The organism is Thermovirga lienii, assembly GCF_036847465.1.
In the GTDB taxonomy this organism is placed as follows: domain Bacteria; phylum Synergistota; class Synergistia; order Synergistales; family Thermovirgaceae; genus Thermovirga; species Thermovirga lienii.
This window is the reverse complement of sequence record NZ_DAITZW010000011.1, coordinates 1-17211: the sequence shown is the minus strand read 5'-3', so window position 1 is coordinate 17211 and position 17211 is coordinate 1. Positions and strand designations below refer to the sequence as shown.

The window sequence follows — 17211 nt, the reverse complement described above, 5'->3', positions numbered from 1 at the left end:
AACCGTGGGACAGAAGGCTTTTTATATTACCACGCCTATATATTATGTTAACGATGTTCCCCATATAGGTCATGCCTACACCACGATAGCTGCGGATGTCATGGCCCGGTACAAAAGGATGAGAGGTTACGATGTGATGTTTGCCACGGGGACCGATGAGCACGGCCAGAAGATTCAGCAGGCTGCGCAGGCCAAAGGCCTTACCCCTCAAGAGCTGGTAGATCAAGTGGTGGTGAATTTCAAGAAGCTGTGGGAAAGGCTTGGAATAACCCACACAGATTTCATAAGGACCACTGAAGAAAGACATATCCGGGTAGTAAGGTATATTTTCGAGAAATTGCTCAAACAAGGGGATATTTACAAGGGTACCTACGAAGGGTGGTATTGTGTACCTTGCGAGACCTATTTTACTGAGAGCCAGCTTGGTGAAGACAAGCTGTGCCCCGATTGCAAAAGACCCCTTCAGAGGATGACTGAAGAAAGTTATTTCTTCAGGATGTCCAAGTATGAAAAACCCCTTTTGGATTACTATGAGAAAAACCCCGATGCTATTCTCCCCAAGACTAGATACAACGAGATAGTGAGCTTCATAAAAGGGGGGTTGAAGGATCAATCCATCTCCAGGACTACCATTTCATGGGGGGTTCCTCTGCCTGGAGATGAAAAGCACGTCATATACGTGTGGTTTGACGCCTTGATCAACTACTTGACGGTATGTGGTTATCCTGACAATGAAGAAATGGTAAGGAAGTTCTGGCCTACTGTGAACCATATAATGGCCAAGGACATAATAAGGTTTCACTGCATAGTGTGGCCTGCCATGCTTCTTGCCTTGGGGCTTGAACCGCCAGCAAGGGTATTTCCCCACGGTTGGTGGACTGTAGAGGGCGAGAAGATGTCCAAATCCAAGGGCAATGTAGTTGACCCCTTTGAAATGGTGGATCTCTACGGAGTGGATCCCTTCAGATACTTCCTCCTTCGTGAGGTTCCCTTCGGCCTAGATGGTGATTTCTCGGAGAGAGCCCTTGTTGGCAGGATAAACTCCGATTTGGCGAACGACTTGGGCAACCTCTTAAACAGGACGATGCAGATGATCAACAAGTTCGCTGAAGGCCAAATACCCAAGCCTGCAACGTTGGAGGATGTGGATTTGGAGGTAAAGGGCTTGGCTGAGGAAACAGTGGAGACTTACACAAGTCACATGGATGTCTATGCTTTTGACGAGGCCCTTAAAGCATTGTGGACATTAGTTAGGAGGGGCAACAAGTATATAGATGAGACCATGCCTTGGAAGCTTGGTAGGGAAAAGGAAACGGAGCGTTTGGGTACGGTGCTTTACACCCTGGAGGAAGTTTTGAGGTTGGTAGGTCTACTGGTGGCTCCATTCATGCCTGATACGGGTAGGAGAATATGGAGCCAACTTGGGATAGACGAAGATCCTTATAAGTGCAATATAGACGACTTCCGCTGGGGAGAAAGAGAAAGCGGCTCAAAAGTGGGACAGAAAGAAGTGCTTTTCCCAAGGATAGATATGGAGGAATGGGAAAAAGAGAAGGCAAAAAGAGAAATGGCCAAAAACCTGGCTCCAGATCCTGGAGAGCACGAGGAGCAGATAACCATAGATGACTTTAGGAAGGTGGAGCTTAGGGTTGCCAAGATAATATCTGTGGAGCCTGTACCCAAGGCTGATAAGTTATATAAGTTGGATTTGGATCTGGGTTATGAGAGGCGCACCATAGTGTCGGGCATCAGGGAGTTCTATACTGAGGAAGAGCTTTTGGGCAAGAAGATAATAGTGATATGCAATTTGAAGCCCGCAAAACTCAGGGGAGTGGAGAGCAACGGCATGCTGTTGGCCGCGGAGACCCCTGATGGAAAGGAAATAGCTCTTTTGACGGTGGATGGCGACATAAGGTTGGGGGCGAGGGTTCACTAGTATGGAAGGTGTACCAAAATTTGTTGATACCCACTGCCATCTCGCAATGACAGAGCTGAGCGAGGATCTATGCCAAGTCCTCGAAAGAGCGCAAGCCCAAAATGTTACGGGGGTTTTGGCCGTTGGCTCCGACGAAGAGAGCAGTTTGATCTCCGTAGATATTGCAAATAATCATGCAGGGTTAGTTTTCGGTGCCGCGGTGGGTATACACCCTCATGAAGCTCAACAATTTTCTGGGAAGATGCCTTTTGGCCTCAGGGAGCAGGCCAAAAGGCATCCTGTCGTTGCAGTAGGCGAAACGGGGCTAGATTACTATTACGATAATTCTCCTAGAGACCTTCAGAAGCAGCTTTTCGTTGCCCACATTGAGTTGGCAAGGCGGGTTGATAAACCTCTAATCATGCATGTAAGAGACGCCTTTGATGATGCTTTCAGTATTCTGCGAGCGGAGGGAGTTCCTCCCAAAGGCGGAGTGATACACTGTTTTTCGGGGACGTATCAGGATGCCCGAATGGCCCTAGACATGGGCCTTTATATTTCCTTTTCAGGTATCCTGACCTTTCCTAAAGCAGAAGGGTTGCGGGAAGTAGCTAAAATGGTACCCTTAGACAGACTGCTTTGCGAGACCGATGCCCCGTATCTTGCGCCCGTTCCCAAAAGGGGAAAAGTAAACGAGCCTTCGTTTGTAAGGTATGTTTATGAGGTTTTGGCTTCCGTTAGAGGTATGGAGGTCGAGAAGTTGTCAGAAAAGATTTATCTTAACGTCAAGACTTTGTTCGGTGGAGTAGAGTGAAATGTTGAAATTCAAACTAGAAGCCACATGTAATAAGACCAAAGCACGGGCGGGAGTCATAGAGACCCCTCATGGCAAGATTGAAACCCCGGTTTTTATGCCAGTTGGCACTAGGGCTACAGTTAAGGCAATGGCGCCTTTTGAGCTCAAGGCCATTGGTGCCCAGATAATACTAAGCAATACTTACCATCTTTATTTGAGGCCTGGAGCGGATGTGGTGGCAGAAGCAGGGGGGCTGCACAACTTTATGGGATGGGACAGACCCATTCTCACAGACAGCGGAGGCTTCCAGGTTTTTTCCCTGTCCACTCTGAGAGAGATAACCGACGATGGGGTTTTGTTTCAGTCCCACTTGGATGGCACTCGTCATTTCATGACGCCGGAGAAGGCCACGTTGGTTCAAGAGCAGCTCGGAAGCGATATAGCCATGTGTTTTGACGAGTGCGTGCCCTATCCTTGCAGCCCTGAGAATTCCTATAAGGCCGTTGAGCGGACCATAGCTTGGGCAGAGCGATGCAAAAAGGCTCACAAAAGGTCAGATCAATCCTTGTTCGGTATTGTACAAGGTTCGGTGTATCCGGAGCAGAGGATTTACTGCGCCTCCGAGCTTAAAAAGATGGATTTTCCGGGGTATGCAATCGGAGGATTGTCCGTGGGTGAACCTCATGAAAAGATGTATCAAATGTTGGATGTGCTTTCTGAAGAACTTCCTCACGAAAAGCCCAGATACTTGATGGGAGTAGGTTATCCCCTTAACCTGCTAGAGGGAGTAGCAAGAGGAGTGGATATGTTCGATTGCGTTTTACCTACGAGGAACGGACGAAATGGAACGGTATTTACTTACAGCGGCAGGATCAACCTCAAGAATAAAGCTTACGAGAGGGACTTTTCGCCTATAGATCCCAATTGCAACTGTTATGCCTGCAGAAACTTTTCTAAAGCCTATATAAGGCACCTGTACAGAAGCGGCGAGATATTGGCTTCCAGGCTGTGTACTTGGCACAACCTCCATTTTCTTGTCGATTTGATGTCCAAGGCTAGGATCGCCATATTGGAGGGCTCCTTCGAGGACTTCAAGAGACGTTTTGAGGATAACTTTAACGACGAAGGCGGAAGGCGATGAAAACAAGGCTTTTGAAGGTGGATAAGTGGAATCCCCAAGAGAGCTTATTGGAAGAAGCTGCAGAAGTGATAAGAAAGGGAGGGTTGGTGGCCTTTCCCACGGAGACCGTTTACGGGCTAGGTGCCAACGCTCTGGATGAAAAGGCCGTTTTGTCCATCTTCAGGGCCAAGAACCGACCGGCTGATAACCCTCTAATAGTGCATGTTTCGCGGACAGAAGACGTCGATCAGCTTGCCCATTTAAACCATATAGCCTTGCGGCTCATGGAAAGGTTTTGGCCGGGCCCTTTAACCTTGGTGTTGCCTGCCAAGGGAAGGGTCCCCAAGGTTACAACGGGTGGGTTGGATACTGTAGCGGTCAGAATGCCGGACCATCCGGTTGCTTTGGGGCTGATAGAGAAGTCTCAAGTTCCCATAGCAGCTCCGAGCGCAAATTTAAGCGGGAGGCCCAGTCCTACTGACGCCGAATCGGTCATGGAGGATATGGAAGGGCGTGTTGAGGTCGTCTTAGATTCAGGTCCTACCGAGGTCGGTGTCGAATCTACTGTCCTGTACGTGAAAGACAAGGAAACGGTGTTGCTTCGTCCTGGAGGCTGTCCGCTGGAGGCCTTGGAGGAGATTGTTCCAGTTTTGGTCCCTTCTGAAAAAGATTTCTCCACAAAGCATTCTCCCGGAACGAGATACAGGCACTATGCGCCCTCCGTGCCTGTAGTGATAATGGACGAATTGGGCACATGGAGAGAACACCCGGCATATTTGGGAAGTTGCTCAAATGTGGGGTTCGTAGGCTTACATAATCCCCCTTTCAACGTTGAAAGAGAAATAATATTTGATTCAGTGCTCCACTATGGAAGGGGCCTTTTCGCTGCCCTCAGGGCCATGGAGAGGTGGAAAGTAGGTGTGATTCTGGTAGAACTGCCTCCGGAAGAGGGAATAGGGAAAGCTGTAAGAGATCGACTTATCAGGGCGGCTTCGGGATAAGGTGATATAGCACTTGCAAAAAAGTCTACACATTGCTACAATCATCGCCGTTGGAAGGGGAAGTGGCGGAATGGTAGACGCGCTGGCCTCAGGAGCCAGTGTCCTTTACGGATGTGGGGGTTCGAATCCCCCCTTCCCCACCACTATGTCAGGTGGTGTTCAGCATAAAGCAGAATGACGCATCAAAAAATATAGCCTGTTTTTGAGTGAGCAGGAAAAAGGGTCGCGTTGTGCTCTTGACACAACGTGACCCTTTCGCTATCCTCTTATTTTGTCACGTAAAGAATCCCCAAATTTTATGATAGGGAGGTCGTGTTTCTCCCATGGCAGAGTTTGTATCTGTTGGTAGAAATCGCAAGAGGTTAACTTTTGGTAGAGTGCGCGATTTGGTGGAATTGCCCGATCTGGTGTCCATTCAGCGGGACTCGTACAGATGGTTTTTCCAGTTTGATGAGAACGGTAAGTTGGTGGAGCCGGAGAATCGGGTGAGTCAAGGGCTACAAGAGCTTTTCGATGAGATTTTCCCCATTGAAAGCTACGATGGCTCTTTCTCTTTGGAGTTTGATTCCTACACGGTAGAGCCTCCAACCATAACGGAGGAGGAGGCCCGTCAGAGAGATTTGACTTGGGCCTGTCCCGTCAAGGCTACGATAAGGTTGGTCAATAGAAAGACCATGGAGATCAAGGAAGAGGAAATTTACCTCGGGGATTTCCCGGCGATGACTGAGAGGGGAACCTTCATAATAAACGGCACAGAGCGAGTGGTTGTGAATCAGCTTGCCCGCTCTGCAGGTGTTTATTTCAGTGCTGAGGAAAGCGTCCCTGGGCAAGAGCGTTATGCTGCAAAGGTCATACCGGACAGAGGAGTATGGTTGGAGTTCGACTTAACGCCAGGAGAGGTCTTGTCTGTAAACGTGGACAACAAGAAAAAGCTCCCCTTAACCATGCTTCTTAAGGCCTATGGAGTCCGCAATAACGATGAAGTTATCAAACTTTTTGGTGGTAGGGAAAAGCAAGCGGACATGGTTGAAGAGGAAATAAGGGGCTGTCTCTTGGCGGAAAGCATCATGGATGAATCTGGTAACGTGGTGATTCCAAGGAACAAGAGGATAACCAAGGAGGACCTGGAGATCCTGTGGGACATGGCCAGGACCAAGGTCTGGATTTGGGATGTGGATCCTTCTTTAGCCGCAACTCTGGAGAGAGATCCAACCTCAAACAGTGACGAAGCGACATTGGAAATATTTAGAAGGCTTAGGCCCAACGAGCCGGCCAGGATGGAGAACGCCAGAGAGTACGTAAATGGCCTTTTCTTTGACTCCAGAAGGTATAACCTGGGACGTGTAGGCCGATATAAGCTCAATCGACGTTTGGGTATTGATATACCTGAGTCGAACAGGCTTCTAACTGTAGAGGATATAGTTCTTATAGTAAAAGGTCTTTGGGATTTAAGAGATGGCAATGGTAAGGTTGATGATATAGATCACCTTGGCAACAGGCGTGTGAGGGCGGTGGGAGAGCTTCTTCAGAACCAAGTGAGGATAGGCCTTCTCAGAATGGAACGCATAGCCAAAGAGAGGATGACCACAATTCCCGATTTGAGCTCTGCTACTGCTAAGGATTTGATAAACGTAAGGCCTATATCTGCTTCGCTGAGAGAGTTTTTCGGTTCAGGTCAGCTTTCTCAGTTTATGGATCAGACCAACCCTCTTGCGGAACTGACCCACAGAAGGCGCCTTTCTGCGCTGGGCCCTGGTGGGTTGAGCAGAGAGCGGGCAGGTTTTGAGGCTAGGGACGTTCATTACACTCATTACGGAAGAGTCTGTCCTATTGAGACCCCTGAAGGCCCCAACATAGGTCTTGTGACTTCTTTGGCTACCTATTCGAAGATAAATGAGTATGGATTCTTGCAGACTCCAAAAAGAAGAGTAGTAAACGGAAAGGTAACCGACGAAGTTGTCTACCTCTCTGCCGACGAAGAGGACGAGTTCTATGTGGGACGTGCCAATACTCCACTGAAAGAGGATGGTGTCACTCTGGCAGAGGATATGGTTCACGTAAGGCACAAAGGTGAGATATTGGAGGTTCCGCCGGAGAAGGTAGATTTTCTTGATATCTCGCCTAAGCAGATTGTTTCGGCCTCGACAGCCCTTATTCCTTTCTTGGAACACGACGATGCCAACAGGGCATTGATGGGGTCTAACATGCAGAGGCAGGCTGTGCCTCTTATAAAGGCGGAGGCGCCTGTCATAGGTACGGGTATCGAGGGGAAGATAGCGTCAGATTCAGGATCATGTGTGAAAGCCAAGCGTTCTGGTGATGTTGTATATGTTGATGCGGACAAGATAATAATTCAGCCTGCTGAGGGGGACGGCCCTGATGTTTATCCCATGATAAAGTTCAGACGCTCCAATCAGGGCACCGTTATCCACCAGAAGCCCATAGTTCAGGTGGGCGATCAGGTGCGAAAAGGTGAGATTATAGCCGATGGTCAGTCCATAGATAATGGAGAATTGGCATTGGGAAGGAACGTCTTGGTAGCCTTCATGGCTTGGGAAGGATATAACTTCGAGGACGCAATACTTTTGAGTGAGCGGCTCGTCAAGGAAGACGTTTATACGTCCATTCACATAGAGGAATATGAAGTGGAGTCCAGGGATACTAAGCTTGGACCAGAGGAGATAACCAGGGATATTCCAAACGTCGGTGAGGATGCCCTCAAGAACTTGGACGAGGACGGAATCGTTCGTGTGGGCGCAGAGGTCTCTGCGGGTGATATTTTAGTAGGTAAGGTGACCCCTAAGAGCGAGGCGGACCAGTCTCCTGAGGAAAAACTTTTAAGGGCTATTTTTGGTGAGAAAGCCAGAGAGGTTAGGGACACGTCCCTCCGCGTACCCCATGGCGAAGGCGGAAAAGTCGTTGCGGTAAAGAGACTTACTAGGGAAAAGAACGGAGAAGACTTGAGCCCTGGAGTTAACGATGTGGTGAAAGTGTATGTTGCTCAATTGAGAAAGATAACTGAAGGAGACAAGATGGCTGGGCGACACGGTAATAAGGGGGTAGTCTCCAAGATACTGCCGGAGGAAGACATGCCCTACTTGCCTGATGGCACACCAGTGGATGTGGTACTCAACCCCTTGGGTGTTCCTAGCCGAATGAACCTAGGGCAGGTTTTGGAGACCATAATGGGCTTCGTTGCAGTACAGAATGGATGGCATATAGCAACCCCTGTATTTGAAGGAGCGAAAGAAGAAGATATTACTGAACTCATAAGGCAGATAAAGAAGGGGGATCTTAAGGATCTCAGGGACGATGGAAGCATCGTGCTCTACGATGGTAGAACTGGGGAACCCGTAGAGTACCCGGTTACTATAGGCTACATGTATATGATGAAGCTAATACACTTGGTTGATGACAAGATTCACGCCAGGTCCATAGGTCCTTACAGTCTTATAACCCAGCAGCCTTTGGGTGGAAAAGCCCAGTTTGGTGGTCAGAGGTTTGGGGAAATGGAAGTGTGGGCCCTTGAAGGTTACGGTGCAGCTCATGTACTACAGGAAATTCTTACCGTAAAGTCTGACGATATCAGGGGAAGGCTCAAGACTTATGAGAAGATAGTCAAAGGCCAGAATATAGGAGAATACGGAGTGCCCGAAAGCTTCAAGGTTTTGGTCAAAGAGCTTCAAGGGCTGGGGCTTGACGTTGAAGTGGAATACGATGACGGCACTATGGGGGAACTGGTGTCGGATGAAGAGGATCTATTGGAGTCCTATTCGCCTCAGGACACGGAAGATGAAGCCCCATCAGATGTGGATATGCTGGCTGATGTTTTTGAGGAACCGAATTCTGGTGAGAAGGACGCCGGCGCGGAGGAGCCAAATGGGGAGGCTGATGTGTAAATGAGCCAACATGAGATCACAGGAGTGAAGATAAAGCTAGCTAGCCCGGAGAGGATAAGGGAGCTCTCAAGCGGAGAAGTCAAAAAACCTGAGACAATAAATTACAGGACTTTGAGGCCTGAGAAGGATGGGTTATTCTGCGAGCGCATCTTCGGGCCCACCAAAAGCTATGAATGTGCTTGTGGTAAGTATAAACGCAGCGGCCCCAAGTTTAAGGGGGTAGTTTGTGATCGCTGTGGTGTTGAGATAACCGATAGTAGGGTGAGACGTGAGCGATTGGGGCATATTGAACTTGCCGCCCCAGTGGTGCATATATGGTACCTTAAGGGGATACCAAGCCGGTTGAGTCTCCTGTTGGGCACGCCTTCGAAGGATCTGGAGAAAGTTGTTTATTTTGCTCCCATAAGGCGAAGGGAACAGGTCTTCAAGGTCGTCATAGATGGTAAGAAGACGAACCTAGTAAAACGGGGTGACCTGATCTCTGCAAGCGAGGAGAGAATACACAGGCACTATGACCATAAGTTCAAATCAGAGGAAGCCTACAGGGTTGTGCAGGTAGAGGATGTTCCTTTGAGTGAGGGAGACATCATATCTGCCCACCAGCTTGGCATGTATAAGAGGGATTACGGAGACAAGATCTTCCAGGCGGAGCCTGCCTTCAGAGTTGTGCGGGATAGTGCAGATGGACGATTTAGTGAGGGAGACGTTCTGTCTCAAACGGAGTTGAATAATCTCAGGAACGATGGAGTGTCCGTGGAGGTGGAAAGAGCTCTTGCAGGAAGCGAAGAGGGCTTTGTGGTAACGGCCGTTTCCAAGCTGCCTTTCTCTAAAGGGGACGTCATATCGGCGAGCGAGAATCAGCTTTTCTCCCAGAAGTATCCTGGAAGGTTCACAGTGCAGCATGAAACTGTGACTCTGGAGGATCCATGCTACATAGTTATAGACGGTGGCAACTCCCCTTTTAAAGTGGGCGATGTGATCCTTGAGAGAGAATACCGCCTTTGTGCCAGTTACGATAAAGAATTCAAGGCCGGGATAGGGGCAGAAGGTGTCTTGGAGTTGTTAAAAACCCTGGATCTAGATGAGCTCAGCGCATCTCTTAGAGAGGAGATTGCTGAGACCACGGGTCAGAAGAAGCGCAAACTGATCAAGCGCTTGCAGGTTGTGGAGGATTTCCGCAAAGGAGACAGCAAGCCTGAGTGGATGATATTGGAAGTATTGCCTGTCATTCCGCCGGATTTGAGACCGATGGTTCAGTTGGACGGAGGTCGTTTTGCCACTTCAGATCTAAACGACCTGTATCGTCGAGTGATCAACAGAAACAATAGATTGAAGAAACTTCAAGAACTTAGGGCTCCGGACATAATTATAAGGAATGAAAAAAGGATGCTTCAGGAGTCAGTGGATGCCCTTATCGATAACGGCAGAATGGGTAAAGCAGTACTGGGAGCTGGCAACAGGCCTCTCAAGAGTCTCACCGATCTTTTGAGAGGTAAGAAGGGGCGATTTAGGCAGAACCTGTTGGGTAAAAGGGTTGATTATTCAGGCCGTTCTGTCATAGTGATAGGTCCTAACTTGAAACTCAACCAATGTGGTCTTCCCAAGGACATGGCCCTGGAGTTGTTTAAGCCCTTTGTCATACAGCGCCTCGTGCAAAAAGGCTTGGTTCCCAACGTAAAAAGCGCGAAAAGAGCCATAGAGAGGCGAAGGGAAGAGATTTGGGAGGCCCTGGAAGAGGTCATCAAGGGTCATTCAGTGCTGTTGAACCGAGCACCTACGCTCCACAGGTTGGGAATCCAGGCTTTCGAACCGGTCTTGATGGAAGGTAAGGCGATACGCCTGCATCCTTTGGTCTGCGCTGCCTTCAATGCCGACTTTGACGGAGACCAGATGGCCGTACACGTACCTTTGTCCATTGAGGCAAGGGTGGAGGCCCAAATGATAATGCTCTCCGCCAAGAACTTGTTGTCCCCAGCGAGTGGTAAGCCTGTGGTCACCCCAACTCAGGACATAGTCTTGGGTATTTACTATCTGACGGGCATGAGAGAAGGCCTAAAGGGTGAGGGGACATATTACAGAGATATCGATGATGTCCTGAGTGCGTTAGATCATGGGTTGGTGCACGTAAATGCGAAGATAAAAGTGAAACATGCCGGAGAGTGGGTTGAGACATCTCCGGGTAGGGTTCTCTTCAACAGCGTTATACCAGAAGAACTCAGGTTCATAAACTCGCAGATGAACAAAAAGTCATTAGGGTCCTTGATAGATGCAGCGTACGACAAGGTTGAGCATGAAAAGCTTGTCAAAATGTTGGACGACATCAAGACTTTGGGATATCACTGGGCGACCGTAAGTGGCTTGAGTCTGTGTCTTGGCGATGTCGTTGTTCCGCCTCAGAAACAGGACATAGTCAAAAAAGCATTGGAAGAGGAAGAAGAACTTAGCGCCCAGTACCAAATGGGTATTTTGACAGAGGACGAGTACTTGAGGCAGAAGGAAACCTTGTGGTCGGAAGCAAGCCGTCAAGCAGCGGATTCCATACTGGCCAACATGAGTGACACGAATCCCCTTAAGATGATGGTTCAGTCAGGTGCTAGGGGCAGTAAGAGCCAGTTGGCTCAGATGGCAGGAATAAGAGGACTTATGGCTGATCCATCGGGTCGCATAATAGACTACCCGATTGTCTCCAACTTCAGGGAAGGCCTGAACATGTTGGAGTACTTTATTTCTACCCACGGTGCACGAAAGGGTCTTGCGGATACGGCGCTCAGAACTGCTAAATCAGGATACTTGACCAGAAGACTCGTTGATGTGGCTCAAGACCTGATAATAACAGGAGAGGATTGCGGTACTGATAAAGGTATAGCGATAAGAGCTCTCGTGAGGGATGAAAAGGTAGTTATACCCCTTAGTGAAAGGATAGCGGGTAGGACGGCATTAGTGGATGTCATCAACCCCTCTACTGGTGAAGTAATAGTAAGGGGTGGAGAGATAATTGATAATGAAACGGCAGAGCTAATAGAGAAGCTGGGTATAGAAGAAGTAATGGTGAGGAGTCCTATGACCTGTGCTCTTCAAAATGGCATATGCAGGACCTGCTACGGTACGGACCTATCCCAACGTAGGAAGGTCTCCATAGGTGAGGCTGTGGGTGTCGTTGCTGCTCAGTCCATAGGAGAGCCAGGAACCCAGCTTACGATGCGCACCTTCCATACGGGTGGAGTTAGGATAACAGGTGAGGACATAACTCAGGGTCTGCCGAGGATCGAACAACTCTTTGAGGTCCGGAAACCCAAGAAGATAGCCTATCTTGCTGAGATAGATGGAGTAGTCAGCGAGATAAGGGAGATGGAAGGCAAGAGGAAGATCTTTATAACGTCGGAAAAGGATGGAGTTGAGTTTAAATCCTCCTTCACGGTTCCTGCGTCACAGAACTTGCTGGTAGAGGAAGGGCAGAAAGTCAAGAAGGGACAGGCCTTGACGGAAGGATATGTAGATCCATATCAGTTGTTGGAGATTGAAGGCATTGAAGCGGTACAAAACTATCTAGTGGATAGCATCCAAGACGTCTATCGCTCTCAAGGTGTTTCCATAAACAACAAACATATTGAGGTCATATTGAGAAAGGTTGCTCCTGTCAACCGAGTTAGGATAGTGGATGAGGGAGATAGCTCCTTTGTCGCCAACGACCTGGTTTGGGTCAGAGACCTGGAGAGGGAAATAGAGGAGATTCGGGCAGAGAACGATAAGTTTATAAAAGAAGCTGTGGAAGCCATTGAGGGCAAGGTTCTAAAGGAGGCTAAAGGCCAGGGGAACCTTGAGAGCGTTATTGCCTTCAAGGATGAGGCCCTGGATGAGAATAAGATAAGGCGCATATTGATGCCTGGTACCCCTGTCAGCGAGCTGTATTTGGAGGACCAAAAAGGAACCTTGCGGGTGATAGTTGGAGAGGCTTCTTTCAGAAGGGAGCTTGAGGGGCTGGAGTTGGTTGAGCCCGTACAGCTGGAAGGTGATAAAAGAATAGAAGCCAATTCGCCTTTGACGGCGGGACAACTTGCGCTCCTCACTAAGGGCAAACCTGCAGAATATATGGTTAGGGATGTCGAGCTTCTGGAGGAGCTGGAAGATAAAGCGTACTTAGCGGATGACCTGATATTGGATGGAAAAGTGGTGGCCTTCAAGGATAGAGTGATAACGCCTGATGTGGTGAGCATAATCAGGGACCAGAATATCGAGGAGCTTAAACTGTGGAGAAATCCTGAGACGGTTACCGTGGCAGACGCAATGCAAAAGAAGCTGATAGATGAACTTTGGGGTAAATCTCTGACAAAGGCAGTCGATGAAGAGGGTAACGAAGTTGCGGATATTCCTCACATGGTTGATGGACGGGTCGTTAGAGGTCTCATTGCAAATGAGCTCACGGCTATAGAGGTTGAGGGTCATATATATACAAGGCAATCCATATTGCGCCAGGCTCTGACCGACGTAGCTTATGGCAAAGTGTTGCTGGAGGATGTCTTTGATGGCAAAGGGGAGCTTGTTGCTTCTGCTGGAATGGATGTAAATCATCAGGTTTTGGATGCTCTTGTGGAAGCGGATCCAGAAGTGCTAATACTAAGGCCAATATATGCTCATTCGGAGACAAAGAGGGTTATACAGAGAGTCTCCTTTGTACGTCGCCTGCGAAACGAACCAGTTTGGAAGCCTGTAATTCATGGCGTGACCAAGGCAGCCTTGAATACTGACAGCTTCTTGAGTGCCGCATCGTTCCAGCAAACTGCGCAGGTCCTTGCGGGAGCAGCGGTGAGAGGAGACCACGATAAACTCAAAGGATTGAAGGAAAACGTTATAATAGGGCACTTGATTCCAGCAGGTACGGGGAGAGAGGAATACAGGAAAATACAAGTGTTCCCCAAAAAAGTAGAGTCTGAACCTGGGAAAGAAGAAAGTGAAGAATCAGCGAACTTAGAGGATATATTTGAATAGAAAAAAGTCGTATTAGTTGTTTGAAAAGTATAGGAAATCTTGACATCGGGGGCTGACATTGATAACATGTGTCGGTCCCCTAGTAAGGGGGGATAGTGTGCCCTTACATGAGTTAGCTGTGCCTTATAGGGTAGTGGGTGCTAAGGCGGTAAAAAAAGCCTTGGAAAAGGGGAAGGTTAGAAAAGTTTTTATTGCGAAAGACGCTGATCCGTCCGTATCAGATGCATTGTTGGAGCAGGCCGTAAATGCGGGCGTTGAGGTGGAATGGGCGGATAGCAAAGTGATTTTAGGGCGAGCGTGTGCCATAGATAGGCCGGCTTCAGCGGCAGCAATAAGAAATGAAGAAAAATAAAAAATAACAAAAATAAAAATAACAAAGGAAGTTCTCATGAAGGAGGGAGCTTTGTGCCTACGATTAATCAACTTATAAGAAAAGGTAGAGAAGAAAAGAAGAAACGCTCGGGAACGCCGGCGCTCCAGGGGAATCCTATGCGAAGGGGAGTTTGTACTAGGGTCTATACCGTTACTCCTAAAAAACCTAACTCCGCTCTGCGTAAGGTTGCGAGGGTAAGGCTAACCAACGGTTTTGAGGTGACCTCATACATACCTGGTGTGGGTCACAATTTGCAAGAGCACTCTGTTGTGCTGGTTAGGGGAGGGCGTGTAAAGGACCTTCCTGGTGTAAGGTATCATATAGTTCGTGGCACTTTGGATTGTGGCGGAGTTGAAGGCAGAAAACAGGGTCGTTCCAAGTACGGAGCCAGGAGACCCAAGTAGCCTGAAAAGAAAAGAGTTCCGAAGGAGGGCAATTGGAGAATGCCAAGAAAAGGTCATATTCGTAAAAGGAAGCCGCAGGTGGATCCTCGGTTTGGTCGGACCGAAATTGCTAGATTTATCAATTGCATCATGTGGGACGGTAAGAAGAGCTTGGCTGAAAGAATAATGTATGGAGCCTTGGATCTGGCTGCCAAGCGCTTGAACACCGATCCATTGGATGTATTTGAGAAAGCTATGGAGAACGTGAAGCCCATAGTAGAAGTTAGGCCGAGGCGTGTCGGTGGTGCCACATATCAGGTACCAGTGGAAGTTCAGCCTGAGAGGGCTCAAGCTCTTGCCACGAGATGGATAATTCAGTATGCCCGAGCAAAGAAGGGTATGCCCATGGTGGAGAGGCTTGCTCGTGAGTTTATGGATGCTTACAAGGGTGAGGGTAGCTCTGTTAAGAAGAGAGAAGATACCCATAAGATGGCAGAGGCTAATAGGGCTTTTGCACATTACAGATGGTAGAGTTCGTCAGGTGTGCAACGTGGCCCTGGCGGGATGGTGAGAAGGAATGGACGTTGAAAAGATGAACAAACTTAGACGCATAAGAAATATAGGGATTGCTGCGCATATCGATGCGGGTAAGACTACCACTACTGAGAGGATACTCTTTTACACCGGTCGGAAGCATCGCATCGGGGAGGTTCACGAGGGTGCTGCCACCATGGATTGGATGGAGCAGGAGAAGGAGAGGGGAATTACCATAACTTCTGCTGCTACTACGTGTCTTTGGAAAGATCACCATATTAATATCATTGATACGCCCGGCCACGTGGATTTTACGGTAGAAGTCGAGCGTTCCATGAGAGTTCTTGATGGTGCGATAGCTGTTTTTTGCTCTGTTGGTGGGGTTGAGCCTCAATCTGAGACGGTGTGGAGGCAAGCGGACAAATATAGGGTTCCTAGGATAGCCTTTGTGAATAAAATGGACAGGGTGGGAGCCGATTTCTTGGGTGTGGTCTCTCAGATGAAGGAAAGGCTGGGGGCGAATGCGGTTCCGATACAAATGCCTGTCGGCAGCGAGGACTCCTTTTCTGGCGTTGTAGATTTGGTGAGTTGTAAGGCTGTCTTGTATCAGGATGAACTGGGTTCTCAGTATAAAGTCGTAGATGTTCCTCCTGAGTTGCAGGAGGAGGTCCAGTTAGCAAGAGAAGCCATGGTGGAGGCCTTGGCCGAGTTGGACGAGGAGTTGATGGAGTTATATCTTGAGGGGGAGGAAATCCCGGAGGAACTTCTAAAGAGGGTTATAAGGGAGAATACTATAAAGCTTAAGTTGTACCCAGTTCTCTGTGGTTCTGCATTTAAAAACAAGGGTATCCAGCCTCTATTGGATGCGGTCGTGGATTATTTGCCGAGCCCGTTGGATCTTCCCCCCGTTCAGGGAGAGGATCCTAACACCGGTGAGATTGTAGAGGTTTGCCCCGATCCGGATGAGCCCTTTGCAGCTTTGGCGTTCAAGATAATGGTGGATCCTTTTGTCGGCAGGTTGGTGTATTGCAGAGTTTACTCTGGCACCGTTAACGCAGGGGAGACTCTTGTAAACACTACGGCTAGAACGAAAGAGCGAGTGGGAAGGATCCTGCGTATGCATGCCAATAAACGAGAGGAGCTTGATCGTGCTGAGGCTGGTATGATAGTGGCTCTTCCGGGACTTAAAGCCACTAAAACGGGAGATACTATCTGCAGCGATAAGCGCCCAGTCGTGTTGGAGAGCCTGGAGTTCCCGGAGCCAGTCATCTCTTTGGCTGTGGAGCCCCAGAGTAAAGCGGACCAGGTGAAATTGTCCAAAGGGCTTGCTGGTCTTTCGGAAGAGGATCCGACCTTCAGAGTGCGCACCGATGAGGAGACTGGGCAGACCATTATATCCGGAATGGGAGAGCTTCATCTTGAAATAATAGTAGATAGATTGAAGCGTGAATTTGGGGTTTCTGTGCGTGTGGGTAAACCCCAGGTTGCTTATCGTGAAACCATTAAAGCCAAGGCTACCGCGGAAGGTAAGTTCGTGCGCCAGTCTGGCGGTAGAGGACAGTATGGTCACGTGGTGCTGGAACTTGAGCCTCTTGAGTCTAGATCGGGCTTTGAGTTTGTCGATAAGATAGTAGGAGGGGCTATTCCTAAGGAATATATACCCGCAGTTCAGAAGGGTATAGAAGAGGCAATGAACGCTGGAGTGCTGGGAGGATACCCTGTCATAGGAGTGAGAGCGACCCTTATCGACGGAAGCTATCACGAAGTGGATAGTTCCGAGATGGCATTCAAGATAGCGGCTTCTATGGGCTTCAAAGAAGCTATGAAAAAGGCTCAGCCGGTGCTGTTGGAGCCCATAATGGAAGTGGAGGTTGTAACTCCGGAGGATTATCTAGGTGATGTTATGGGCGACCTCAATGCTAGAAGGGGACGTGTTGAGGGTATGAGCATGCGCGCCAATGCCCGTATTGTGAAGGCGTATGTGCCCCTTGCAGAGATGTTTGGATACGCAACGGAGCTTAGGAGTAAAACTTCAGGTAGGGCTTCTTACTCCATGAAGTTTTCTCACTATGAGGAAGTTCCGCAGAATATTGCGGAAGAGCTTTTAAAGAAATAAAAAATATTTGAGGCAGAATTACAAGGAGGGAATAGAAATGGCGAAGGAGCATTTTGATAGGTCTAAGCCGCATTTGAACATAGGAACG

At 48.6% G+C, this 17211-nt stretch carries 10 protein-coding genes and 1 tRNA gene; all 11 read left to right on the top strand.

The features are described 5' to 3' along the window. The first annotated feature begins 4 nt into the window (after window positions 1-4). The 11 genes from metG (at window position 5) to fusA (ending at window position 17123) form a co-directional block, all read left to right on the top strand. Window positions 5-1936 (top strand): methionine--tRNA ligase, encoded by a 1932-nt coding sequence (metG, locus tag V7Z69_RS04800; RefSeq protein WP_334138851.1) that lies wholly within the window; start codon window positions 5-7, stop codon window positions 1934-1936. A gap of 1 nt (window position 1937) precedes the next feature. Beyond that, window positions 1938-2729, top strand: a complete 792-nt coding sequence (locus V7Z69_RS04795) for a TatD family hydrolase (protein ID WP_334138850.1) — start codon at window positions 1938-1940, stop codon at window positions 2727-2729. Between the two features lies 1 nt (window position 2730). Continuing rightward, window positions 2731-3852 carry a tRNA guanosine(34) transglycosylase Tgt gene (gene tgt, locus V7Z69_RS04790; RefSeq protein WP_014162790.1) on the top strand — a complete coding sequence of 374 codons (1122 nt, stop codon included), beginning with the start codon at window positions 2731-2733 and terminating at the stop codon, window positions 3850-3852. Then, window positions 3849-4832: an L-threonylcarbamoyladenylate synthase gene (locus V7Z69_RS04785; protein ID WP_014162791.1), complete on the top strand. Its 984-nt coding sequence runs from the start codon at window positions 3849-3851 to the stop codon at window positions 4830-4832. The genes tgt and V7Z69_RS04785 overlap by 4 nt, the downstream gene beginning before the upstream one ends. 56 nt (window positions 4833-4888) lie before the next feature. Then, window positions 4889-4975 (top strand) — tRNA-Leu (locus V7Z69_RS04780). A 180-nt stretch (window positions 4976-5155) separates the two neighbouring features. Further along, entirely contained in the window at window positions 5156-8731 is a 3576-nt protein-coding gene (gene rpoB, locus V7Z69_RS04775) for a DNA-directed RNA polymerase subunit beta (protein ID WP_334138849.1), read from the top strand. After that, a complete protein-coding gene (rpoC, locus tag V7Z69_RS04770) occupies window positions 8732-13717 on the top strand; it encodes a DNA-directed RNA polymerase subunit beta' (RefSeq protein ID WP_014162793.1) in 4986 nt (1661 codons plus the stop codon). 97 nt (window positions 13718-13814) lie between these two features. Continuing rightward, a complete protein-coding gene (locus V7Z69_RS04765) occupies window positions 13815-14069 on the top strand; it encodes a ribosomal L7Ae/L30e/S12e/Gadd45 family protein (protein ID WP_041445733.1) in 255 nt (84 codons plus the stop codon). A 53-nt stretch (window positions 14070-14122) separates the two neighbouring features. Continuing rightward, entirely contained in the window at window positions 14123-14494 is a 372-nt protein-coding gene (gene rpsL / locus V7Z69_RS04760; RefSeq protein WP_334138847.1) for a 30S ribosomal protein S12, read from the top strand. A 39-nt stretch (window positions 14495-14533) separates the two neighbouring features. Continuing rightward, window positions 14534-15004, top strand: a complete 471-nt coding sequence (gene rpsG, locus V7Z69_RS04755) for a 30S ribosomal protein S7 (protein WP_334138845.1) — start codon at window positions 14534-14536, stop codon at window positions 15002-15004. Window positions 15005-15050: 46 nt separating this feature from the next. Further along, window positions 15051-17123: an elongation factor G gene (gene fusA / locus V7Z69_RS04750; protein WP_334138844.1), complete on the top strand. Its 2073-nt coding sequence runs from the start codon at window positions 15051-15053 to the stop codon at window positions 17121-17123. The last annotated feature ends 88 nt before the right edge of the window (window positions 17124-17211 follow it).